The following is a 23,794-nucleotide window of genomic DNA, read 5'->3' on the forward strand; positions in this document are numbered from 1 at the left end:
ACGGCGATTCCATCCCGAATACCCCGAACGGGTGGGGATTGTCAGTGCCGCGTGCTGTCATGGAGGCATGATCGAAGACAACGAAACCATCGACGAGTTTCTCGCCCGGCACGCCTCGGACGTCGAGGAAGCGATCCGCAAGGCCGCCGCCGCGGAGATCATGCCGCGCTTCCGGCAGCTCGCAGCGCACGAGGTCGACGAGAAGAACGGCCCGCACGACCTGGTGACCGACGCCGACCGCAAGGCCGAGCTGTATCTGACCGAGGTGCTCGCCGCGCTGCTGCCCGGCTCGGTCGTGGTCGGCGAGGAAGCGGTGCACGCGAACCCGGCGTCGTACGAGGCGCTTCAGGGCGACGCACCGGTCTGGATCGTCGACCCGGTGGACGGCACCCGGCAGTTCGTGCACGGCGAGCCCGGCTTCTGCACCCTCGTCGCCCTCGCCCAGGGCGGGGTCCTGCGCGCCTCCTGGACCTACGCGCCCGCCCTCGACCGGCTCGCCGTGGCGATACGCGGCCAGGGGGCCACGCTCGACGGCGAGCCCCTGCGCGCCGGTTCGCCCGACCCCGGCCGTGACCTCGACATCGCCACCTCCCACCCGGACTACACCACGGACGAGCAGAAGCGGGCCCTGCTCGGCCTCTGGACGGACGGGGTGGAACCGCGCGCCTGCGGTTCGGCCGGGCTGGAGTATCTCGCCATCGCCCGGGGCCGGTTGGACGCGACCGCCTTCAGCTGGGAAGCGGCCTGGGACCACGCGGCCGGGCTCCTGCTCGTCGAGGAGGCGGGCGGCGCCCACCTCACCCTGGCCGGCGAACCCTTCCGGATAACCGGCGGCAACGCCCTGCCGTTCACCACGGCCCGGGACGCGGCCACGGCCCGCCGTGTGGTGGGGCTGCTGTCCGACGGGGGCTGACCTCCGACGGAGCCTGACGCGGGTGCCGGGTGCCGGGTGCCGGGTGCCGGGTGCCGGGTGCCGGGTGCCGGGTGCCGGGGGCGCCTCGCCCGACCGCACGGCGGGCCGGGGTGTCTCCCCGGTGGCCCGGTCGGAGCGGTGGAGCGTGGGACGGAGCGCCGGGTGGAGCACGGTGAGCGGAACCGGCGCGTCCGTCGGCGGAGCCCACCCTTGCCCGGGCTGTCGGTGGCCGGGCATATCCTGGGCGCGTGTCTGTCGGCGGGCGGGGATTCCGCCGACGGGGCTTGGCCATCGGCTGACGAAGGGGTCCGGACGTGCCGTCGATGCTCGACGCGGTGGTGGTGGGGGCGGGGCCGAACGGCCTGACGGCTGCCGTGGAGCTGGCCCGCCGCGGTTTCTCCGTGGCCGTGTTCGAGGCGAAGGACACCGTGGGAGGGGGCGCCCGCACCGCGGAGCTGACCCTGCCCGGCTTCCGTCACGACCCCTGCTCGGCCGCGCACCCGCTCGGCGTCAACTCGCCCGCGTTCAAGGCGATGCCGCTGCACCGCTACGGCCTGGAGTGGCTGCACGCCGAGCTGCCCATGGCCCACCCCTTCCTCGACGGCTCGGCGGCCGTGCTGGCGCGCTCGGTGGGGGAGACGGCCGCCTCGTTCGGGCCGCGTGACGCGGGCACGTACCGCAGACTGGTCGAGCCGTTCCTGCCCAAGTGGGACACCCTCGCCCGGGACTTCATGTCGCTGCCGCTGTCCGCGCTGCCCCGCGACCCGGTCACCCTCGCCCGGTTCGGCCTGGTGGGGCTGCCGCCGTCGACCTGGCTGATGCGCCGCTTCAAGGACGAGCGGGCCAAGGCGCTGTTCGCCGGACTCGTCGCCCATGTCATCGCCCCGCTCGGCGGCCTCGCCACCGGCGCCGTCGGCCTCGTCTTCGCGCTGGCCGCGCACGCCGCCGGCTGGCCGGTCGCCCGGGGCGGCTCCCAGGCCATCTCCGACGCGCTCACCGCGTATCTGAAGGACCTCGGCGGCACCGTCCACACCGACTACGAGGTCAAGCGCCTCGACGACCTGCCGCCCGCCCGCGCGTACGTCTTCGACACCTCGCCCACCGCGCTGGCCCGGATCGCCGGCTTCGGCAACTACTACGAGCAGTACCGCTACGGCGCGAGCGTCTTCAAGCTCGACTACGCGCTGGACGGCCCCGTGCCGTGGACCGCCGAGGAGGCGCGCACCGCCGGGACCGTCCAGGTCGGGGCGAGCAGGGCCGAGATCAGCGCGGCGCTCGACGCGGCCTCCCGGCACGGCCGGGCGCCCGACGCGCCCTTCCTGATCACCGTGCAGCCCAGCCTCGTCGACCCGAGCCGGGCCCCCGAGGGCAAGCACGTCTTCTGGGCGTACGGCCATGTCCCCAACGGCTGGACCGGAGACCTGACGGACGCCGTCGAGCGCCAACTGGAGCGCTTCGCCCCGGGGTTCCGCGACCGCGTCCTCGCCCGCGCCATCGCCGGCCCGCCCGAACTCGCCGCGCACAACGCGAACTACGTGGGCGGCGACATCGCCTGCGGCGCCGCCTCCGGACTGCAGCTGCTGCTCCGCCCCAAGCTCTCGCTCTTCCCGTACCACACCCCGCATCCGGCCGTGTTCATCTGCTCCTCGGCGACCCCGCCGGGCCCCGGTGTGCACGGCATGTCGGGGCACAACGCGGCCAAGGCGGTGTGGCGGAGGCTGCGGCAGGAGCCCTGAGGTTCATCGGCGCGCAATGCAATGTCACGAATCGACAAAGGTCTTCACACTTTCTCCATGTGAATGTTCAAGTCACGTGGGTAAGTTGCCGCCATGGAAGATCGGAGAGCGGTACCGGGCTCCGGCTCACGACCTGCCGTGGGCCTCGCCGACCTCGCGCAACTCGTGCGCGCACCGGCCGCCTTGAGCGTCCCGGGCGACGTGCTCGCGGGGGCCGCCGCCGCCGGACACCCGCTGGGCGCGCGGACGTTCGGTGTGATGGGCTCGTCGGTCTGCCTCTACTGGGCCGGCATGGCCCTCAACGACTACGCCGACGCCGCGGTCGACGCGGTCGAGCGCCCCGAGCGCCCCGTCCCGTCGGGCCGTGTCCCGCGCCGCACCGCCCTCGCCGTCGCGGGCGCCCTCACGGCGGGGGGCCTCGCGCTCGCCGCCGCCTCGGGAGGCCGGCGGAGTCTGCTGGGAGCGCTCCCCCTGGCCGGTGCCGTCTGGGCGTACGACCTGAAGCTCAAGTCCACCCCGGCCGGCCCGGCCGCCATGGCCTCCGCGCGGGCCCTGGACGTCCTCGCGGGCGCCCTCGCCGCCGGGCGCGGGCCGGACCGTACGACCGGAACCGGTACCGCCCTGCTGCGCGGTGCCGTCCCCGCCGCGCTGGTGGGCGCCCACACGTACACGCTGACCGCCCTCAGCCGCCACGAGATCTCCGGCGCCCCCGCCCGGCTGCCGGCCGCGACCCTCGCCGCCTCCACGGCCACCGCCCTCGCCGCGGCACTCCCGGCCGTCCGCACGGCCGTCGCCTGGCGCGCGGGGCGCCTCGCGGAGCGCGACGGGGCCACCGGCGCCGCGCGGTCCGGCACGAGCGCCGGGATCTCGCGCCCGGCGGCGACCGTCACCATCCCGCGCCCGGCCGCGGCCTCCGGGACCCGCCGCCCGGCCACGACCGCCAGTGTCTCGCCCTCCACCGCCGCCCGCGCCGTCGTGGTCGCCGCCGGTGCCCTCGCCTACCTCGGCAGCTACGGAGCCGCCCAGGCCCGTGCCGTACGGAAGCCGTCGGGCGAGAACGTACGGCGGGCCGTCGGCGCCGGGATCCTCGGGCTGATGCCGCTGCAGGCGGCGCTGACCGCACGGAGCGGAGCCACGGTCGCGGCGGCGGCCCTGGGTGTCGTGCACCCCCTCGCCCGGCGGCTCGCCCGGCGCATATCCCCCACCTGAACCAGCACAGACCTCCGCGGGAGGAGAGCCGGCATGACCCCGCCCCCCACGCCCCTCCGATTCGGCTACGGCACCAACGGCTTCACCAACCACCGGCTCGCCGACGTCCTCGCGGTCCTCGCCGACCTCGGCTACGACGGTGTCGCGCTCACCCTGGACCACGGCCACCTCGACCCGTACGCCGACGACCTGCCCCGGCGGGTGGCCGAGGTCGCCCGGGACCTGGCCCGGCACGGACTCGACGTGACCGTCGAGACCGGTGCGCCCTACCTCCTCGACCCCTGGGGCAAGCACCACCCGACCCTCATGGCGGACGGGTCCGAGCCCCGGATCGACCTGCTGCGCCGGGCCGTCCGCATCGCCGCCGACCTCGGCTCGCCCACCGTCCACCTGTGCAGCGGCCCCGCGCCGGCCGTCGGGCTGCCGGAACGGGACGCGTGGAAACGGCTCGCGGCGGGCATCGAGACCGTCCTGGAGACGGCGGGGGAGTACGGCGTCTCGCTGGCCTTCGAGCCCGAGCCGTACATGTTCGTCGACACAGTGGAACGGTGCCTGGAACTAGCCGAGATGGTCGGCGGGCACGAACTGTTCGGGATCACCCTCGACATCGGGCACGCGCACTGCGTGGAGGACCGGACGGTACTGGAGTGTGTCCGCCTCGCCGCCCCGCGCCTGCTGAACGTGCAGATCGAGGACATGCGGCGGGGCGTCCACCAGCATCTCGAACTCGGCTCCGGCGAGATCGACTTCCCGCCCGTGCTCGCGGCCCTGCGGGACCTCGACCACCGAGGACTGGTCTCCGTGGAGATCCAGGGCGGTGCCCTCGACGCCCCCGAAGTGGCCCGTCGCTCGCTGGACTTCCTGCGCGCGGCGACGGCCTGACCCCACCCGACGCACACACCGTTCCGTCCCGTCCTCCACCCCACCGGAGGTTGTCCCGTCATGGTCCCCACAGGAACGCCGCTCCCCGAGACGGCCGCACCCTCCGACCCCCGAAGCCTCCTCGCCCGGCACGCCGACCCGGCGGCCCGTGCCTGGCTCGACGAGGCCGTGGCCCGGATCGCCGACCGGCCCGCCGCCGTACGCACCCTGTTCCCCGCCGCCCGAAGACGCAGCGGGCGTGCCCGGCTGGACGCGCACTGGACCGTCGACGAGGCGGCCCGCGCCGTCCTGCTCACCGCGCTGCCGCTGGGCGGGCAGCCGCTCGCCGAGGAACTCGCGGGCCTCTTCCGCCACGGCGACCCGGCCGAACAGCGGGCCGTCCTGCGGGCCCTGCACCTGTTCACCGGCCCCCGAGACGGCGACAGCTCCACAGAACCCCTCGGCGACCTCGCCCTGCCGCTCGTCCGCGAGGCCCTGCGCGGCAACGACGGCAGTGTCATCGAGGCCGCCCTCGGCCCGTACGGCGCCGCCCGCCTCCCGGACGCCGAGTACCGGCAGGCCGTACTGAAGTGCGTCTTCCACGAGATCGCGCTGGACCGGATCGCGGGTCTTGCCGCCCGCGCCGACGCCGAACTCGCCCGGATGCTCGCCGACTTCGCGCACGAGCGGGTCGCCGCCGGACGGGACGTACCGGCCGACATCTGGCCCGTCGTCGGCCCCTTCCCCGCCGCCGACCTGCTCACCGACCGGCTCACCACCGAGACGCGGGCCAGCGCCCCCGACCGCCGCGAGGCCGCCGAGCGCGCCCTGAAGGCGCTCCGGGAAGCCACCGCCACCCTCTGACCGCCACCCTCTGACCGCCACCCCCTGACCCCAGCCGCCTCGCCACAGCCCCCTGGCCACCGCCCCGCCTCCGCCAGGCACCGCCTTCGTACAGCGGGCTTCCCCCAGCCGCCGCAGCACACCGCCGACGTCGCTCACAGCACAACCAGAGGAAAAGGCCCGCCCGTGCGCATCTTCGACCCCCACATCCATATGACCTCCCGCACCACCGACGACTACGAGGCGATGTACGCGGCGGGGGTGCGTGCCGTTGTCGAGCCGGCCTTCTGGCTGGGCCAGCCCCGCACCTCGCCGGAGAGCTTCTACGACTACTTCGACGCGCTGCTGGGCTGGGAGCCCTACCGGGCCGCCCAGTTCGGCATGCAGCACTTCTGCACGATCGCCCTCAACCCCAAGGAGGCCAACGACCCGCGCTGCCGGCCCGTGCTGGACGAGCTGCCCCGCTATCTCGCCAAGGACCGGGTGGTCGCGGTCGGCGAGATCGGCTACGACTCCATGACACCCGAGGAGGACGAGGCGCTCGCCCTCCAGCTCCAGCTCGCGATCGAGCACGAACTGCCCGCCCTCGTGCACACCCCGCACCGCGACAAGGCCGCCGGCACCCGCCGGACCCTGGACGTCGTACGGGAGTCGGGCATCGCCCCCGAACTCGTCGTCCTCGACCACCTCAACGAACTGACCGTCGGCATGGTCCTCGACAGCGGCTGCTGGGCCGGGTTCTCGATCTACCCGAGGACCAAGATGAGCGAGGACCGCATGGTGCCGATCCTTCGGGAGCACGGCACCGAGCGCGTCCTCGTCAACTCGGCCGCCGACTGGGGCCGTTCGGACCCCCTCAAGACCCGGAAGACCGCCGACGCCATGCTCGCCGCCGGGTTCGACGACGACGCCGTGGACCGGGTGCTGTGGCGCAACCCCGTCGCTTTCTACGGGCAGAGCGGCCGGCTCGACCTCGACGAGCCCAAGCCGGACGAGGAGTCGAGCTTCCAGGGCAACTCCATCCGGCGCGGCGGGGAGTGAGGGCGAGGCCATGCGCTTCCGGCATCCGGACGGCACCGCCGTCCACCTCGGCTACTGCAGCAATGTCCACCAGGCGGAGGACCTCGACGGCGTCCTCGCCCAACTCGCCACCTATGCCGAGCCGGTGCGCGAACGCCTCGGCGCCGACCGGCTGGGCATCGGGCTCTGGCTCGCCCGCGACGTGGTCTCCGAACTGGTCGTGGAACCGAGCGAGTTGAAGCGTCTCAAGGGCGAACTCGCCGCGCGGGGCCTGGAGACCGTCACCCTCAACGCCTTCCCGTACGCCGGGTTCCACCGCGAGGTGGTCAAGAAGGACGTGTACCTCCCCGACTGGGCGGACGAGGCCCGGCTGAGCCACACCCTCGACTGCGCCCGCGTCCTCGCCGCGCTCCTCCCCGACGACGCCGAGCGCGGCAGCGTCTCCACCCTGCCGCTGGCCTGGCGCACCCCCTGGCCGCCGGACCGCGCCGACGCCGCCCGCCGCGCCCTGGACCGGCTCACCGCCGGGCTCGCCGAGATCGAGTCGGACACCGGCCGCCGTATCCGGGTCGGCTTCGAACCGGAGCCCGGCTGCGTCGTGGAGACCACCGCCCAGGCCGTACGGGAACTGCGCGGCCTCGACCCCGAGCGGCTCGGCGTCTGTCTCGACGCCTGCCATCTCGCCGTGCAGTTCGAGGAACCCGGCGCCGCCCTGCGCCGCCTGGCCGAGGCCGGGCTGCCCGTCGTCAAGCTCCAGGCGTCCTGCGCGGTCGAGGCCCCTGATCCGGCCGACCCGGCGACCCGTACGGCCCTGGGCCGCTTCGTCGAGCCCCGCTTCCTGCACCAGACCCGCACCCCGACGGCGGCTGGCGTACGGGGCGCCGACGACCTCCCGGACGCGCTGGACGGGGCCCTGCCCACCGACACCGGCCCCTGGCGCGTCCACTTCCACGCCCCGCTGCACGCCGACCCCGAACCGCCGCTGCGCACCACCGCCGACCAGCTGAGCCTGGTCCTGGCCGGACTGCTCGGCGGGGCCTCGGCCGACTGCGACCACATCGAGGTCGAGACCTACACCTGGTCCGTCCTGCCCGAACCGCCCACCGACCTGCCCGGCGGTATCGCCGCCGAACTCGCCTGGGCCCGCGACCGGTTGACCGGCCTGGGCCTCAAGGAGGACCACCAGTGAGCACTCCGCCCAACCGGCTCGTCGTCCTCGACATCGTCGGCCTCACCCCGAAACTGCTCCGGCACATGCCCGCCGTGGCCGCCCTCGGCGAGCGCGGCTTCCGGGCCCGGCTCGACCCCGTGCTGCCCGCCGTGACCTGCGCGGTCCAGTCCACGTTCCTCACCGGCGAACCACCCGCCGGGCACGGCGCGGTGGGCAACGGCTGGTACTTCCGGGACCTCGGCGAGGTGCTGCTGTGGCGCCAGCACAACGCGCTCGTCGGCGGCGAGAAGATCTGGGAGACGGCCCGCAGGTCCGACCCCGACTACAAGGTCGCCAACATCTGCTGGTGGTACGCGATGGGCGCGGACGTCGACCTCACCGTCACCCCACGCCCGGTCTACTACTCCGACGGCCGCAAGGAACCCGACTGCTACACCTGGCCGCCGTCCCTGCACGACGAACTCACCGACCGGCTGGGCCCGTTCCCCCTCTTCACCTACTGGGGCCCCAACGCCGGCATGCCCTCCACCCAGTGGATCCTCGGCGCCGCCCGCCAGGTCTTCGACGAGCACGAACCGGACCTCACCCTCGTCTACATCCCCCAACTCGACTACGAGCCCCAGCGATCCGGCCCCGACTCACCCGCCACGATCCAGGCCGCCCGCCAACTCGACGACGCCCTGCGCCCGTTGATCGACCACTTCCTGGACGCGGGCGCCACCGTGGTCGCGCTCAGCGAGTACGGCATCACCCCCGTCTCCCGCCCCGTGGACATCAACCGGGCCCTGCGCCGGGCCGGGCTGCTCCAGGTGTACACCCAGGACGGCATGGAGTACCTCGACCCCTGGGCCTCCCGGGCCTTCGCCGTCGCCGACCACCAGATCGCCCACGTGTACGTACGGGACCCGGCCGACACGGCGGAGGTCGCCAAGATCCTCGCCGAACTCGACGGTGTGGACCAGGTGTTGGACGCCGAGGGCAAGGCGGCGCAGGGCCTGGACCACGAACGCTCAGGCGAACTCGTCGCGGTCGCCGACCCCGACGCCTGGTTCACGTACTACTACTGGCTCGACGACGCGCGCGCCCCCGACTTCGCCCGTCAGGTCGAGATCCACCGCAAGCCCGGCTACGACCCCGCCGAGCTGCTGTGGGACGACACCGTCCCCAACGTGAAACTGCGCGCGGCCGGCCAACTCGCCCGCAAGAAGCTGGGCTTCCGCTACCGCATCAGCACGGTGCCGCTGAACCCCGCCGGTGTCAGCGGCAGCCACGGCCGCCTGCCCGCCGACCCCGACGACGGTCCCGTACTGCTGTGTTCCACCGGCGAGTCGAGCCGTGAGGCGTACGCCGCCACCGAGATCAAGTCGCTGCTGCTAAGGCTGGCGGGACTGGACGCGGAAGCCGAGGGGCGCCCCGCATGACGGCCCACCCTCCCCTTCCCGCCGTCCGCCCGCTGCTCGACCCGTCGCCCGAGTACGCCAAGTGGCGGGCAGAGGAGCCGATCCGGCGGGTGACGGTCTGGGGCGACAACAGCCCCTGGCTGGTCACCCGGCACGAGGACGCCCGCGCGGTCCTCGCCGACCCGCGCTTCAGCGCCGACGCGACCCGTGAGGGCTTCCCCGGCTTCCGGCCGGAGCCGCCGCCACGCAAACCGGGCCAGTTCTTCATGATGGACCCGCCCGACCACACCCGGCTGCGCCGCGTCCTGATCCCCGACTTCACCTTCCGCCGTATCGAGCGACTGAGGCCGGCCATCGCCCGCATCTGCGACGAGCTGCTGGACGCGATGACGGGCACGGCCGGGGTGGGCGCGGCCGAGGCGGGCGCGGTGGAGGCGGGCGCGGTGGAGGGCGCGACCCACGCGGGGGCGGGGGTGGGCGCGGCCCACGTCACGCGGGCCGACCTCGTCGAGTCGTACGCCCTGCCGCTGCCCTCGCTCGTCACCTGCGAGCTGCTCGGGGTGCCGTACGAGGACCACGACTTCTTCCAGCGGCAGGCCAGGGCGATCAGCACGCTCACCTCCGGACCGGAGGAGATGCGGGCCGCCCGTCAGGCCCTCCAGACGTACTTGGGAGAGCTGCTCGACCGGCGGACCCGGGAGCCCGCCGACGACCTCATCTCGCGGCTCGCGCGGGACCGGGTGGCGACCGGCGAGGTCAGCGCGCCCGAGGCCGTCGGCATCGCCGCGCTGCTGCTGGTCGCGGGCCATGAGACGACCGCGAACATGGTCCCGCTCGCGGTGGTGGCCCTGCTGCGCCACCCCGAACAGCTCGCCGCCCTGCGTGCGGACCCCGGCCTGTGGCCCGGGGCCGTCGAGGAGCTGCTGCGCCATCAGACCGTCGCGCACTCGGGGCTGCGACGGCTGGCCACCGAGGACGCGGAGGTCGCGGGCGTCCGTATCCGCGCCGGCGAGGGCGTGATCGTGGCGGTCCAGGCCGCCAACCGCGACCCGTCCGTGTTCGCCGACCCCGACGAGCTGGACGTCCGCCGCGCCACCACCGGCCATCTGGCCTTCGGCCACGGACTGCACCAGTGCATCGGCCAGTCCCTCGCCCGCGCGGAACTCCAGGTCGGCCTGCCCGCCCTCTTCGACCGCCTCCCCGGCCTGCGTCTGACCGCACCCCCGGAGGACTTCGCCCTGACGATGAGCACCATCCACGGGGTGAGGTCGCTGCCGGTGAGCTGGTAGGCCGGGAGTCGGCGGACCGGCGCGGCCCCGGCACACGCTGACAAGGCCCGATATAGGGCGGCCCGCGCGTCCCGTCGGCTGATATAGAGGCGGGCATGACCACCATCACCCTCGTCCGGGGCGACATCACCCAGCAGTCCGTCGACGCCATCGTCAACGCCGCGAACTCCTCCCTCCTCGGCGGGGGAGGAGTGGACGGCGCGATCCACCGGCGCGGCGGCCCCGCGATCCTGGCCGACTGCCGCAAGCTCCGCGCGGGCCACTACGGCAAGGGCCTGCCCACCGGCCAGGCCGTCGCCACGACCGCGGGCGACCTGGACGCGCGCTGGGTCATCCACACGGTCGGCCCGGTCCACAGCCAGAGCCTCGACCGCTCCGCCCTCCTCGTCTCCTGCTACCGCGAGTCCCTCCGCGTGGCCGACGAGCTGGGCGCCCGCACGGTCGCCTTCCCCGCCGTCTCCGCCGGCATCTACGGCTGGCCGATGGACGACGCCGCCCGCATCGCCGTGCAGACCGTCCGCGCCACGGAGACATCGGTCGAGGAGGTCAGATTCGTCCTCTTCGACGACGAGGCGTACGCGGCGTTCGCCGAACAGGCCGGCTGACGGGTCGACGGGCTGACTGGTCGACGGGGTGAGGCGGCCGGGCGCGCCGCCCTCCCGCACTCTGACGGGCGAACGGCCGGAGCGTGTCGAACGGAGTCGTACGGGGCTCGCCCCGAGGGGGAAACAGCCTGGTCAGGGTCGTCCGCGTGATCGGCCGACGGGCCGGGCCCCGGCCGCGTGATCGGTTGCGGCGGGCCGTACCGCCTCCCACGGTGAGCGCAAGGACAGCTGCTTCGAAAGGAACGTGCATGCGCGCCCTCGTCTCCCGTGGTCTCCTCCTGTCGCCCCTGGTCTGCGGGGCACTGGTCTTCGGGCCGGTCGGCACCGCAACCGCGGCCGTCGACGCGGGCCGCACCGCCTCGGACCGCACCGCCTCGGACCGCACCTCGACAGGGACCCGCGCGGTCCCCGCAGACGAACTGGACGACCTCTTCGACGCGTTGGACGCGCAGATCGACGCGCTCATCGCCCAGGAGGAAGCCGACGTGGAGGCGCTCATCGAGAAGGAGGAGGCCGAGGTGGAGGCGTTCCTCGCTGAACTCGACCTCGATCTGGACGGGCTCCTGGCGGACATCGACGCCGACACGGCCACCGATACGGCCACGGACACCGCCACGGACGCCGACGCCGTCGCGACCGACGCGGACGTGCTGCTCGACCAGCTGGACCTGCTTGACCGCATGGACGACAAGGACGTACTCGCCCCGCTGCTGGACGAGTTGACCACCATCGCCAAGCTGGACGCCGACGAGCTCGACGCCGCCGAGGCGGCCCGGCACGTGGAGGCCCTCCGCACGGCCCACACCACCGTTCAGCAGCGGCTCCAGAAGCTGGAGGCGGCGGCCCCGGCCGGCACCGACCGCGCCGCCGCGGCGGCCGACCCGGTCGCGGATCTGCTGGCCGCGCTCCAGGCCGCGGTCGACGCCCTGCTCAAGGCCCTGACCTCGCTCGACCTGGGCGCCGTCCTGGGCGCGGTGACCGGTCTGCTCGCCCCGGTCCTCGGCGTCGTCACCGGTCTGCTGCAGCCGGTCCTCGGCCTGGTCACCGGCCTCCTCGGCGGTCTGACGCCCACCCTGCCGACGCTGCCCGCGACGTGACCACCCGGCCCGCGACGTGACCGCCCGGCCCGCGACGTGACCGCCCGGCCCGCGCACCGCTCCCGGTGCCCGGGTCGCCGGCGTCCGTGCCTCAGTCCCCGTCCGGGTCCGGCGCGTCGCTGAGCCCCAGCCTCAAGTGCTCGACGTGGTAGACGGCCTGGTCCAGCAGCTCGGCGACATGGTGGTCGTGCAGCGCGTACACCACCGAACGGCCCTGCCGCTCGCCCACGACCAGACCGAGGTTGCGCAGCAGGCGCAGCTGGTGGGAGCAGGCGGACTGTTCCATCCCGACCTCGGCGGCCAACTCGGTCGCCGGGAGCGGGCCTTCGCGCAGTCGGGCCAGGATCAGCAGGCGGGACGGGGTGGAGAGGGCCTGGAGGGTGGTGGCCACCTTGGCGACATTGGCCGCGTCCAGGCGCACGCGAGGGGTGGCGTCCTGCGCTGAGGTGACGGCTCCATGACCCATGGCGGATATCTTACCCATGGCACATGAAGGCATGAATGAGTCTTCATGTGTTCCTGTATGGTGTGGCGCGTGTCTGTCACCCTCGCTCCGTCACCGGCCCGCCGTACGTCCGCGCCGACGGCCCCCCGCCGCCGTACCCGGATCCTCGCCCTGCCCGAGGCCCGCTGGGCACTCGCGTCGACCGTCGCCTTCCTGCTCGCGTTCCCGCTGGACCTCGCCGGGTTCTCCGCCTGGCTGTACGGCCCGCTCTATGTGATCGCGTACGCGGCCGGCGGCTGGGAGCCCGCCCTCGAAGGGCTGCGGGCGCTGCGCGAGAAGAGCCTGGACGTCGACCTGCTGATGATCGTCGCGGCGCTGGGCGCCGCCGCGATCGGCCAGGTCCTCGACGGCGGTCTGCTGATCGTCATCTTCGCCACCTCCGGCGCCCTGGAGGCCCTGGCCACCGCCCGCACCGCCGACTCCGTACGCGGGCTCCTCGATCTCGCGCCCACCACGGCCACCCGGCTGCCGGCGGACGGCTCCGCCGAGGAGACCGTGCCGACCGGCGAACTCGCCGTCGGGGACATGGTGCTGGTCCGCCCCGGCGAGCGCATCGGCGCCGACGGGCAGGTCCTGGAGGGGGAGAGCGAGGCCGACCAGGCCACCATCACCGGCGAACCCCTGCCCGTCCCCAAGGCCCCCGGCGACGAGGTCTTCGCGGGCACCCTCAACGGCACGGGCGCGCTGCGTGTCCGCGTCACCCGCGACCCGGCCGACTCCGTGATCGCCCGCATCGTGAGCCTCGTCGAGGAGGCCTCCCGCACCAAGGCGCCGACCCAGCTGTTCATCGAGAAGGTCGAACAGCGGTACGCCGTCGGTATCGTCGTCGCCACCCTCGCCGTCTTCGGTGTCCCGCTGGCCTTCGGCGAGGACCTCACGGCCGCGCTGCTCCGCGCCATGACCTTCATGATCGTGGCCTCGCCCTGCGCGGTCGTCCTCGCCACCATGCCGCCACTGCTCTCCGCCATCGCCAACGCCGGCCGCCACGGTGTCCTCGTGAAGTCCGCCGTCGCGATGGAACGGCTGGGCGAGATCGACACCGCCGCCCTCGACAAGACCGGCACGCTCACGGAGGGCACGCCCGAGGTGACGTCCGTACGGCCGCTGCCGGGCTCCGGGCTCGACGAGGACGCGCTGCTGGCGCTGGCCGCGTCCGCCGAGCACCCCAGTGAGCACCCGCTGGCCCGGGCGGTGGTGGCCGCCGCCGGGGCCCGGGGGCTGCGCGTGGCCGCCGCCGAGGACTTCGCGGCCCTGCCCGGGCGGGGGGTGCGCGCGACCGTCGAGGGGCGTGTGGTGACCGTGGGGCGGCCCGGCGAGAGCGAGGAGACCGCCGACGACGGGGACGGCGAGGGGACCACCGTCCTCGTCTCGCGCGACCGGCGCCCCGTCGGGACGCTCACCCTGGCCGACCGGCTGCGCCACGACGCGCCCGCCGCCGTGTCCGCGCTCACCGCCGTGACCGGGGCGTCCCCGGTCCTGCTGACCGGGGACAACGCGCGCGCCGCCGCCCGGGTGGCGACGGACACCGGGATCACCGACGTACGGGCCGGACTGCTGCCGCAGGACAAGGTCGAGGCCGTACAGGGGCTCCAGGACGGGGGCCGGAAGGTGCTGTTCGTCGGGGACGGCGTCAACGACGCGCCCGCGCTCGCCGCCGCGCACTCCGGGGTGGCGATGGGGCGCGCCGGGTCCGATCTCGCGCTGGAGACGGCGGACGCGGTGGTGGTGCGGGACGAGCTGGGCGCGATTCCGGCGGTGGTGCGGCTGTCGCGGGCGGCTCGGCGGCTGGTGGTGCAGAACCTGGTGATCGCGGGGGTGTGCATCGCCGTGCTGGTGGTGTGGGACCTGGTGGGACATCTGCCGCTGCCCCTCGGGGTGGCCGGGCACGAGGGGTCCACGGTGTTGGTGGGGCTGAACGGGCTGCGGTTGTTGCGGGAGTCCGCGTGGGGAAGGGCTACGGGCGCCTGATGGGGGGAGGGGCTTGTGTCGTAGGGCGGCTGCGGGTTCGTACTGGCTGGTCGCGCCCACGCGGCGAAGCCGCACATGTCACAGCCCCGCGCCCCTGAAAGACCGCCGGGCTTCCGGCGGTCGCAGGTCGGCCCACGCTGATGTCGGATTTCCGCCAGCCCTCCTCCCTCCCCTCCCCGATGCTTGAGGCATGCGGAATGGGATGTACGCGGATACGGAGCGGTGTGTGCGGGCCGTGCGGTCGAAGGACGCGCGGTTCGACGGGTGGTTCTTCACGGCCGTGGTGACCACGCGGATCTACTGCCGGCCCAGTTGCCCGGTGGTCCCGCCGAAGGTGGAGAACATGACGTTCTACCCGAGCGCGGCGGCGTGTCAGCAGGCCGGGTTCCGGGCGTGCAAGCGGTGCCGGCCGGACACGAGCCCCGGGTCGCCGGAGTGGGACCAGCGGGCCGACCTCGTGGCGCGGGCGATGCGGCTCGTGGGGGACGGGGTGGTGGACCGCGAGGGCGTGCCGGGGCTGGCGCGGCGGCTCGGCTACAGCACCCGCCAGGTCGAACGGCAGCTGCTCGCCGAACTGGGCGCGGGGCCGCTGGCACTCGCCCGGGCGCAGCGGGCGCAGACCGCGCGGCTGCTGATCGAGACGACCGCGCTGCCGATGGCGGAGATCGCCTTCGCCGCCGGGTTCGCGTCGATCCGGACGTTCAACGACACCGTGCGAGAGGTCTTCGCGCTGCCCCCGAGCGAACTGCGCGAGCGGGCGACGCGTTCGGTACGACAGCGCTCCGACTCGCCCGGTACGTCAGGGGTGCTGAGCCTGCGGCTGCCGTTCCGGGCCCCGCTCAACCCCGACAACCTCTTCGGCCACCTCGTCGCGACCGCCGTACCCGGAGTGGAGGAGTGGCGCGACGGCACCTATCGGCGCACCCTGCGCCTGCCGTACGGCCACGGCGTCGTGGGCCTCACACCCCGGCCCGACCACATCGCCTGCCGGCTCACCCTCGGCGATCTGCGTGACCTGCCGGTCGCCATCAGCCGCTGCCGCCGCATGCTCGACCTGGACGCCGACCCGGTCGCCGTCGACGAGCAGCTGCGCGCCGACCCCGTGCTCGCGCCGCTGGTGGACAAGGCGCCGGGGCGCCGGGTGCCGCGTACGGTCGACGAGGCGGAGTTCGCCGTACGGGCGGTGCTCGGCCAGCAGGTGTCCACGGCCGCCGCCCGGACGCACGCGGCCCGGCTGGTCGTCGCGCACGGCGAACCGGTCGACGACCCCGAGGGCGGCCTCACCCATCTCTTCCCCTCCCCCGAGGCACTGGCGGGCGCCGACCCCGAGACCCTCGCGATGCCCCGCACCCGCCGGACCACGTTCACCACGCTGGTCGGGCAACTCGCTGACGGGCGACTGCGCTTGGGTGTCGACAGCGACTGGGCGGAGACCCGGGCCCGCCTCCTCGCCCTCCCCGGCTTCGGCCCCTGGACCGTCGACGTCATCGCCATGCGCGCCCTCGGCGACCCCGACGCCTTCCTGGCCGGCGACCTCGGAATCCGGCGCGCCGCACAGGAGTTGGGTCTGCCGTCCACCCCGGCGGCGCTCACGGCCCGAGCGGCGGCCTGGCGGCCGTGGCGGGCGTACGCGGTCCAGTACCTGTGGGCGACGGACAGCCACCCCATCAACTTCCTTCCCGTATAAGCCCGTTCGCCATGGTTTTCAAGGATCGTCCATGAATCAGCAGAAGCGGCACACCGTTGTCGACAGCCCCTACGGCCCCCTCACCCTCGTCGCCGACGACGGTGTCCTGTGCGGGCTGTACATGACCGAGCAGCGCCACCGCCCGCCGGAGGAGAGCTTCGGCGGGCGCGACGACACGCTCTTCGCCGAGGCGGAGGAGCAGCTGGAGGCGTATTTCGCGGGAGAGTCGAAGGAGTTCACCGTCGAACTCAGGCTGCACGGAACCCCGTTCCAGCGCCGGGTCTGGGAACAGCTCGCGCGGATCCCCTACGGCGAGACCCGCTCGTACGGCGAACTCGCGGACGCCCTCGGCAACCCCAAGGCCTCCCGCGCGGTCGGCCTGGCCAATGGCAAGAACCCTGTCGGGATCATCGTCCCCTGCCACCGCGTGGTCGGCTCCGACGGCAGCCTTACCGGCTACGGCGGCGGCATGGAGCGCAAGCGGCGCCTGCTGGACTTCGAACGAGGGGCCGCCCTCTTCTGAGGGACAGGCCCCCGGCCCGTCAGACGCTCTCGGCGCCGAGCCCCCGCAGCACCTCCGGCAGCGCCGTCCCGATCGGCTCCCGTACGACCTCGTCCGCCCGTTCGTCGTACGGGGTCGGCTCGGCGTTGACGATGATCAGGCGTGCCCCGTGGTCGGCGGCGACCCCGGCGAGCCCGGCGGCGGGCTGGACCTGGAGGGTGGTGCCGACGGCGATGAAGACCTGGCAGGCCTTGGTGATCGCGACGGCCTCCCCGAGCACCACCGGATCGAGGCGCTCACCGAACATGACGGTGGCGGACTTCAGCACCCCGCCGCACTCCAGACAGGGCGGATCGTCCTCGCCGGCGTCGACCCGGGCGAGGGCGTCCTCCATCGGCCCCCGGGCATGGCACTTCACGCACACTACGGAGCGTGCGCTGCCGTGCAGTTCGAGAACCTTGCGGGCCGGCATCCCGGCGAGCTGGTGCAGCCCGTCCACGTTCTGCGTGATCACCCGCACCGGCACCCCGGACCGCTCCAGCTCGGCCACGGCCCGGTGCGCCACGTTCGGCTCCGCCTTCAGCGTCCGGTTCCGCCGCCGCATCTGCCACGACCGCCGGCGGATCTCCGGATCGCCCATGTAGTACTCGTACGTCACCAGCTTCTCGGCCTCCGGATCCCGCCGCCACAGCCCGTTCGGGCCCCGGTAGTCGGGGATGCCGGAGTCGGTGGAGATGCCCGCTCCGCTGAGGATGGCGACCAGGGGCTTGTTCATGGGGTGAGGGTAGGTCGGCCGTCCGGCCGGGGCGAGCGGATATCGGGGCGGACACCGGTCGCGGCCGGGTGCGGCGGTCCGGCCGCGGTGGTGTCAGGGGGCCGGCAGGCCGTAGGTGCGGTCGTAGTGCTGGGCGACCAGGACGCCGCTGTGGTCGCAGGCGAGCTGCCAGTCGTTGACGCCGGTCTCCAGGCCGTCGGTGAAGTTCCACAGGAGTCTGCCCTTGGCGGCGCCGATCGCGTAGAAGCCGTTCCTGTTCTGGTAGGCGGGGACGTAGACGGCGTCGGGGCCCGCCGTGACCGGCTGGTCGATGTTGAGGCGCGGGGTGGGGCAGAACCAACGGCGGGCGCCGGTCCCGGCGTTGAAGGCGTACACCCCGGCGGGGTCCGTGCCGGTGACGTAGACCGTGTTGCCGTAGCCGCCGAGGGAGGCGAACATGCCGCGCTCCGGCTTCACCCGCCAACGGAGCTTGCCGGTGGCGAGGTTGAGGGCTTCGAGCTCCCGGCCGATGGCGTACACCGTGCGGTTGAGCACGGCGAGGCCGGGCCGCAGGTCGTAGCCGACGGGGTGGCGCCACACGACACCGGAGTTGTCGGTGTCCCGGGCGGTGATGTTGCGCAGGCCGTCGGCGTAGACGAAGAACTCGGGGACGATGACCGGCGCCAGCCGGACACCGACGTCCTCCGGGCTGATGGGGATGACCTCGGCGCGACGGGCCGCGAGGTCGACGCCGAACACCGTGTCCGTGGAGGTCGCCACGCCCTGTTCGTCGGACTCGCGCCGCAGCCGGACCCCGATGACGGAGACGGCCCGGTCCTCGGTGGCGCCGAGCAGCGTGTTGAACCGGAAGTCCGGCCCGAAGTCGATGGTGAAACGTTCCGTTCCGTCGACCGGGTCGATGCCGATCACCGTCGACCCCTCACCGAGCGCGACCGCGGCGTCGAAGGCCAGCACCGTCGGGGTGGGCGACTGGCTGATGCCCTCGTAGACCCACTTGGGCCGGGTGCCGTCCTTGAGGTCCAGACAGACCAAGTCACCCGGGCGGGTCTTCACCAGGGCCGTGCCGTCGTTGAAGACGGCGGGTGCCTGGAGCAGCGGGCCGCCCCGGTAGGTCCACAGCGGCTTCGGGGCCGGACCCGCGGGCTTGGTGGACCGCGCGGCCGGCTCCTTCCGTCGGCCGAGCACCAGGGCGGCGCCGACCGCGGCGGCGGTGGCGGCGCCGGCCGAGGCGGTGAGGACCGTACGGCGTGACGGGCCGGGCCGGGGTACGGCGCGGCGATGCCCGGGGGAGGCGGAGCGGTACGGCTCCGGCTCCTCGGGAGCGGAGTAGGGCTCCGCACGGGAGGAGGGCTCGGCGCCCGGCGGCTCGGCGCCGACGCCACCGGTTCCGCCGGCCCCGCCGGGCGGCGGCACCTCGGCCAGGCGGCCCGGGAGCCCGGAGCCGTCGCCCCGGCCGCCGGAGTCGTACGTCGACGGGGTCTCGGTGGCGCCGGGCGCCTGGGCCCCCTCGAAGTCGTACGCGGCCCGGCCGCGCTGCGGGTCGTAGGCGGCCCGGTCCCGCGGCGGGGCGTAGGCGGCGCGTTCCCGCTGGTAGTCGTACGCGGCGCGGTCGCGGTTCCGGCCGTACGCGTCCGGTTCGGAGTCGGTCCCGGCGGCGGGGAACGCGACATCGGTGTACGGCGTGCCGTCCAGGCTCTCCACCGCCGCCGCGCGGAGGGCGATCGAGGAGGCCACCGACGCGGGCAGCCAACCCTCTCCCGCCGTCGGCTCCACGCCCCCGGGCGCGCACGCCGCGGCCAGCTTGTCCGGCGTGATCCGCAGCCGGGGGTCCTTGGTGAGACAGAGGTTGATGATCTTGTCCAGCGGCTCGGGCACGCCCGTCAGGTCGGGTGCGCTGTGCACGACCTGGTAGAGCAGCGTGGCCGCCGCGGTGCCGCTGAACGGCGCGTGCCCGGCGGCGGCGAAGGTGAGCACCGAGCCCAGCGAGAAGACGTCCCCCTCGGGGCCCAGCGGCTCGCCCGTGGCCTGCTCGGGGCACATGTACTCGAAGGAGCCGAAGAGGGCACCGGAGCGGGTGAGGTCGTAGCCGTCGCTCGCCCGGACGATGCCGAAGTCGATGACGCGCGGGCCGTCGGCGGCGAGCAGCACGTTGGACGGCTTGAGGTCGCGGTGCACCAGCCCGGCGGCCTGCACCGAGATCAGTGCCTCGGCGATACCGGCGCCCAGCACGAGCACCGACTCCACCGGGAGCGGGCCGTGCGCGGCGACCGCCTCGGCCAGGGTGGGACCGGCGATGTAGTCCGTGGCCAGCCACGGGACGGTGCCCTCCGGGTCGGCGTCCACCACGGGCGCGGTGTACCTGCCGCTGACGGCTCCGGCGGCCTCCACCTCCCGGCGGAAGCGGATACGGAAGTTCTTGTCCCCCATCAGCTCGGGACGGATGGCCTTGACCGCGACGGTCCGCCCTTCCGGGGAGCGCGCCAGATAGACCCGTCCCATCCCGCCTGCGCCGAGCCGTGCCACGAGACGGTAGGGACCTAGCTCCTCGGGATCGTCTGAGCCCAGTGGTTCCATGACCTCAGCTGCCTGTTCGGTGAGGACGGGCGACGAACGGCCCGCGGGTGGGGGGAGACCGACTGCTCCGGGCGGCTCCCGGTGACCGTTCCCCCAGGGGCCCCGGATCTCCCGGAGCCACGGCCCGCGCCCGGGCCGCCGGTCACGGGTGTCCCAAGTGCTGCCCCGGTTCCTGAGCGAGGCCATGGGGCGCGATCGCTCGGACGGGGTTGGCGTCAGCCTAGATGCTGAAGTGATGAACGGGCAGCGTTTTCAGCCAGCGCTTTAAACTTCTATTAAGTGAAGGGTTCACCCTTCTCACGTTCCGTACAAGGGTAGTTGACGCGATGTCAGTGACTCCTGTAAGTGGCGGGCGAGGGTCGAACGGCACCGCCGTGGCTGATCTTCGCTGGTTCAGACCACCCGCTCGCCGTTCTCCAGTTCGACCGTACCGGTGCCGTCCGTCAACGCGTCCAGGGCGGCGAGCACCCGGAGACCGAGCGGTCCGAGGAGATGGTCGGTGAGTTCGGCGCGCGGGACGAGCCGCCACGACAGCAGCTCCTCCTCCTGCAGCCGGATCCGCTTCAGCTCCTCCTCGCCGAGCACCCCGCCGTCGTACACATACGCCACCAGCGGCGGCCGTCCCGCCCCGAGGCGCACCCAGTCCACGGCGAGCAGCGGCCCCAGCTCGACGTCCAGCCCGATCTCCTCCAGGGTCTCGCGCCGCGCACCCTGCCGCGGGCTCTCCCCGTCGTCCGACTCGATCGTCCCGCCCGGGAGCGCCCATCCCTCGCGGTAGTTGGGCTCGACGAGCAGCACCCGCCCCTCGGCGTCCCGGAAGAGGGCGGCGGCGCCGGCGAGGACACGGGGCAGGCTCGCGAGGTACGTGGCAAAGTCCTGAGTGGTCATCCAGGAAGGGTAGACGGCCCCGAAGGGCGTGAAATCGGCGCTCGGGAGCGGAGCGACCGGCGCTCAGGGGCCGGAGGACTCCGCCAACCGCACCGTGCGCTCCGCGAGTTCGCTGATGCGCACCCCGTCGAAGCCGAACACAGCGCTGCGCACGGTGTCCTCCAACGGGTCCTTCCACCGGTCCGGGATCGCCGCCGCCCCGCACAGCACACCCGCCACCGAACCGGCGGTGGCCCCGTTCGAGTCGGTGTCCAGGCCGGCGCGGACGGTCAGCGCGACGGTCCGGGTGAAGTCGCCCTCGCCGTACAGCAGCCCGGCGGTCAGCACCGCCGCGTTCGGCACCACATGGATCCAGCCCAGCCCGGCCGTCTCCTCGCCCACCGTCGTGAGCGTGTCCTCCCAGCCCAGCCCGGCGTCGTACAGCGACACGACGCGCCGTACGGTCCGGGCGAGCCGGCTGCTCGCCGGGATCACCGCCAGCGCCTCGTCCACGGCCGCCCGCACCCCCGGCGCCGTGAACGCCGCCGCGACCAGCGCCGCCGCCCACATCGCGCCGTACACCCCGTTGCCGGTGTGCGACAGCACGGCGTCACGCCGGGCGAGCGAGGCCGCGCGCCGGGGCAGGCCGGGGGAGGTCCAGCCGTGGACGTCGGCGCGGATGAGGGCGCCGATCCACTCCTGGTACGGGTTCTCGTACGTGGCGGTCAGCGGCGGCTTCAGACCCCGGGCGAGGTTGCGGTAGGCCGCCCGCTCCGCCGTGAACGTCTGCAGATACGGCAGCCGCAGCAGCCACAGGTCGCCGACCTGCTCGGTGCTGAAGCCGAACCCGTGCGTCTCCAGGAGGTGGAGCCCGAGGATCGCGTAGTCGACGTCGTCGTCACGGCAGCTGCCGTGGATCCGGCCCCGCACACAGCTCCGCCACTCCGGCCGCAGCGCGAGCCCGTCGCTCTCGGTCAGCGGCTCCGGGAGATAGTCGGTGAGCGGCAGCGCCCCGGCCTGCCGCAGATACCGGTCGATACGCTCCCGCGTCCACACGTCCCCCTGCTCGACCGGCTTCCCGAGCATGTTCCCCGCGATCCGGCCCACCCAGCCCCCGAGCACACGGTCGGCGAGATCGGCACCCACGGGGGGCGTGAGCGGCTTGATGGTCGTGGGCGTCATACCTGAGGTGTACCCAATCCCGGGCCCGGCCGCCCGGGGGTGGCGTACGGACGGGGGCGTACGGCGGAGAGGGCGTGGAGTGGAGCGGGCGGCGCGGGGTGGGCGGCGCCCGCGCGTGGGGTTCCGGGCCGCGCCGGGTCCTCGCGCGGCGCGAAGGCCCCCGTGCCGGGCCCGGCCGTCCCAGGGGCTGAGGACGGCGCAGCGCCCCTGGCCGCCCCCGGACCGCGCGCAAGCAGTGTCGGGGCCGCCGTTCTCCCCCCGCCGGCGGCCCCCGCCCGGTGTTCGGTGGGCGGGACGGGGCATGACGTACGGGGCCGGGGCGGTTAGGGTCGCAGCGGCGCGACTGCCTTGACGTGGGCAAGGCTCGACGAGCGAGGGGAACGCAAGGTGGCGAACGCCGCAGTGGACGGGATCGACAAGGGTATCGACACGGACACGGCAGTCCCGCGGGTGCTGATCGCCGCGGACAAGTTCAAGGGCACGCTGACGGCCGTCCAGGTCGCCGAGCGGGTCACGGCGGGCCTGCGCCGGGTCCTGCCCGATCTGGAGGTCGAGGCGCTGCCCGTCGCCGACGGCGGCGACGGCACGGTGGCCGCGGCGGTCGCGGCCGGCTTCGAGCGACGCGAGGTACGGGTCGAGGGCCCGCTCGGCGAGCCGGTCACCGCCGCGTACGCGCTGCGCGGCGACACGGCCGTCGTCGAGATGGCCGAGGCGAGCGGGCTGCAGCGGCTCCCCGCCGGGGTCTTCGCGCCGCTCACCGCCTCCACGTACGGTTCCGGGGAACTGCTGCGCGCCGCGCTCGACGCGGGCGCCCGCACGATCGTGTTCGGCGTCGGCGGCAGCGCCACGACGGACGGCGGCGCGGGCATGCTCGCCGCGCTCGGGGCCCGCTTTCTGGACGCGGCGGGCGAGCCCGTCGGGCCCGGCGGCGGAGGCCTGCGCGACCTGGCGACGGCGGACCTGTCGGGCCTCGACGAGCGGCTCGCGTCCATCGACCTCGTCCTGGCCAGCGACGTCGACAATCCGCTGACCGGCCCGAAGGGCGCGCCCGCCGTCTACGGCCCGCAGAAGGGCGCGAGCCCCGAGGACGTGTCGGCGCTGGACACGGCCCTCGGCCACTTCGCGGCCGTCCTGGAGACGACGATCGGGGGGCGCGCCGCCGAGCACGCACGCGCCCCCGGTGCGGGTGCCGCCGGGGGCATCGGCTACGGCGCGCTCGTCCTCGGCGCCCGTTTCCGCCCCGGCATCGAGGTCATGCTCGACGTCCTCGGCTTCGCGGCGGCGCTGGAGAAGGTCACCCTCGTCATCACCGGCGAGGGCTCCCTCGACGAGCAGACCCTGCACGGCAAGGCCCCGGCGGGGGTCGCGGCCGCCGCCAGGGCCGCCGGCAAGGAGGTCGTGGCCGTCTGTGGCCGCCTGGCCCTCCAGCCGGAGGCGCTGGGGCGGGCCGGATTCCGCCGGGTCTATCCCCTGACGGACGTCGAGCCGGACGTGGAGCGGTGCCTCGCCGATCCGGGGCCGATCCTGGAGCGGGCGGCCGAGCGGATCGGCCGGGACTTCCTCACCTGACCGGCCGCCCTTCGGGCGACG

At 74.0% G+C, this 23,794-nt stretch carries 20 protein-coding genes; 15 read left to right on the top strand and 5 right to left on the bottom strand.

Features of this window, described 5'->3' with window-relative positions; translation table 11 throughout:
* Positions 1-67 precede the first annotated feature (67 nt).
* The 11 genes from ABT147_RS19910 (at position 68) to ABT147_RS19960 (ending at position 12,144) form a co-directional block, all read left to right on the top strand.
* Positions 68-913 carry an inositol monophosphatase family protein gene (locus ABT147_RS19910; protein WP_351407779.1) on the top strand — a complete coding sequence of 282 codons (846 nt, stop codon included), beginning with the start codon at positions 68-70 and terminating at the stop codon, positions 911-913.
* A gap of 323 nt (positions 914-1,236) precedes the next feature.
* The gene (locus ABT147_RS19915; protein WP_351407861.1) at positions 1,237-2,649 is read left to right on the top strand and encodes a phytoene desaturase family protein; all 1,413 of its coding nucleotides are present in this window, start codon (positions 1,237-1,239) and stop codon (positions 2,647-2,649) included.
* A gap of 93 nt (positions 2,650-2,742) precedes the next feature.
* A complete protein-coding gene (locus ABT147_RS19920; protein WP_351407782.1) occupies positions 2,743-3,858 on the top strand; it encodes an SCO3242 family prenyltransferase in 1,116 nt (371 codons plus the stop codon).
* Between the two features lie 33 nt (positions 3,859-3,891).
* The gene (locus ABT147_RS19925) at positions 3,892-4,740 is read left to right on the top strand and encodes a sugar phosphate isomerase/epimerase family protein (RefSeq protein WP_351407784.1); all 849 of its coding nucleotides are present in this window, start codon (positions 3,892-3,894) and stop codon (positions 4,738-4,740) included.
* Positions 4,741-4,800: 60 nt separating this feature from the next.
* On the top strand, positions 4,801-5,583 hold the full coding sequence (locus ABT147_RS19930; RefSeq protein ID WP_351407786.1) for an EboA domain-containing protein: 783 nt from the start codon (positions 4,801-4,803) through the stop codon (positions 5,581-5,583).
* Positions 5,584-5,748: 165 nt separating this feature from the next.
* The gene (locus ABT147_RS19935; RefSeq protein WP_351407788.1) at positions 5,749-6,603 is read left to right on the top strand and encodes a TatD family hydrolase; all 855 of its coding nucleotides are present in this window, start codon (positions 5,749-5,751) and stop codon (positions 6,601-6,603) included.
* A 10-nt stretch (positions 6,604-6,613) separates the two neighbouring features.
* The gene (gene eboE, locus ABT147_RS19940; RefSeq protein WP_351407791.1) at positions 6,614-7,771 is read left to right on the top strand and encodes a metabolite traffic protein EboE; all 1,158 of its coding nucleotides are present in this window, start codon (positions 6,614-6,616) and stop codon (positions 7,769-7,771) included.
* Positions 7,768-9,174, top strand: a complete 1,407-nt coding sequence (locus tag ABT147_RS19945) for an alkaline phosphatase family protein (protein ID WP_351407793.1) — start codon at positions 7,768-7,770, stop codon at positions 9,172-9,174. Before eboE ends, ABT147_RS19945 begins: the two co-directional genes overlap by 4 nt.
* Positions 9,171-10,442: a cytochrome P450 gene (locus tag ABT147_RS19950; RefSeq protein WP_351407796.1), complete on the top strand. Its 1,272-nt coding sequence runs from the start codon at positions 9,171-9,173 to the stop codon at positions 10,440-10,442. The genes ABT147_RS19945 and ABT147_RS19950 overlap by 4 nt, the downstream gene beginning before the upstream one ends.
* A 95-nt stretch (positions 10,443-10,537) precedes the next feature.
* Positions 10,538-11,047 (top strand): O-acetyl-ADP-ribose deacetylase, encoded by a 510-nt coding sequence (locus tag ABT147_RS19955; RefSeq protein WP_351407798.1) that lies wholly within the window; start codon positions 10,538-10,540, stop codon positions 11,045-11,047.
* A 248-nt stretch (positions 11,048-11,295) separates the two neighbouring features.
* Entirely contained in the window at positions 11,296-12,144 is an 849-nt protein-coding gene (locus ABT147_RS19960; protein ID WP_351407800.1) for a hypothetical protein, read from the top strand.
* Positions 12,145-12,235: 91 nt separating this feature from the next.
* On the opposite strand, the gene ABT147_RS19965 is transcribed toward ABT147_RS19960, so the two are convergent.
* A complete protein-coding gene (locus ABT147_RS19965; RefSeq protein WP_351407802.1) occupies positions 12,236-12,610 on the bottom strand; it encodes an ArsR/SmtB family transcription factor in 375 nt (124 codons plus the stop codon).
* Between the two features lie 57 nt (positions 12,611-12,667).
* Between ABT147_RS19965 and ABT147_RS19970 the strand changes: the two genes are divergently transcribed.
* The 3 genes from ABT147_RS19970 (at position 12,668) to ABT147_RS19980 (ending at position 16,827) form a co-directional block, all read left to right on the top strand.
* Positions 12,668-14,617 carry a heavy metal translocating P-type ATPase gene (locus tag ABT147_RS19970; RefSeq protein WP_351407804.1) on the top strand — a complete coding sequence of 650 codons (1,950 nt, stop codon included), beginning with the start codon at positions 12,668-12,670 and terminating at the stop codon, positions 14,615-14,617.
* Between the two features lie 202 nt (positions 14,618-14,819).
* Positions 14,820-16,304, top strand: coding sequence for an AlkA N-terminal domain-containing protein (locus ABT147_RS19975; RefSeq protein ID WP_351407863.1), 1,485 nt, complete (start codon positions 14,820-14,822; stop codon positions 16,302-16,304).
* A 31-nt stretch (positions 16,305-16,335) separates the two neighbouring features.
* On the top strand, positions 16,336-16,827 hold the full coding sequence (locus ABT147_RS19980) for a methylated-DNA--[protein]-cysteine S-methyltransferase (RefSeq protein ID WP_351407806.1): 492 nt from the start codon (positions 16,336-16,338) through the stop codon (positions 16,825-16,827).
* 19 nt (positions 16,828-16,846) lie between these two features.
* On the opposite strand, the gene ABT147_RS19985 is transcribed toward ABT147_RS19980, so the two are convergent.
* From ABT147_RS19985 to ABT147_RS20000, 4 genes are all read right to left on the bottom strand, one after another.
* Positions 16,847-17,581, bottom strand: coding sequence for an SIR2 family NAD-dependent protein deacylase (locus ABT147_RS19985; RefSeq protein ID WP_351407809.1), 735 nt, complete (start codon positions 17,579-17,581; stop codon positions 16,847-16,849).
* 93 nt (positions 17,582-17,674) lie between these two features.
* Positions 17,675-20,155, bottom strand: coding sequence for a protein kinase domain-containing protein (locus tag ABT147_RS19990; protein WP_351407811.1), 2,481 nt, complete (start codon positions 20,153-20,155; stop codon positions 17,675-17,677).
* Positions 20,156-20,548: 393 nt separating this feature from the next.
* The gene (locus ABT147_RS19995; RefSeq protein WP_351407813.1) at positions 20,549-21,043 is read right to left on the bottom strand and encodes an NUDIX domain-containing protein; all 495 of its coding nucleotides are present in this window, start codon (positions 21,041-21,043) and stop codon (positions 20,549-20,551) included.
* 63 nt (positions 21,044-21,106) lie between these two features.
* Positions 21,107-22,204: an ADP-ribosylglycohydrolase family protein gene (locus tag ABT147_RS20000; protein ID WP_351407815.1), complete on the bottom strand. Its 1,098-nt coding sequence runs from the start codon at positions 22,202-22,204 to the stop codon at positions 21,107-21,109.
* Positions 22,205-22,654: 450 nt separating this feature from the next.
* On the opposite strand from ABT147_RS20000, the gene ABT147_RS20005 reads away from it, so the two are divergent.
* Complete coding sequence (locus ABT147_RS20005) at positions 22,655-23,773, top strand: glycerate kinase (RefSeq protein WP_351407866.1); 1,119 nt, start codon at positions 22,655-22,657, stop codon at positions 23,771-23,773.
* The last annotated feature ends 21 nt before the right edge of the window (positions 23,774-23,794 follow it).

Origin of the sequence: Streptomyces sp. NPDC001868, from assembly GCF_040297125.1 — a bacterium.
In the GTDB taxonomy this organism is placed as follows: Bacteria; Actinomycetota; Actinomycetes; order Streptomycetales; family Streptomycetaceae; genus Streptomyces.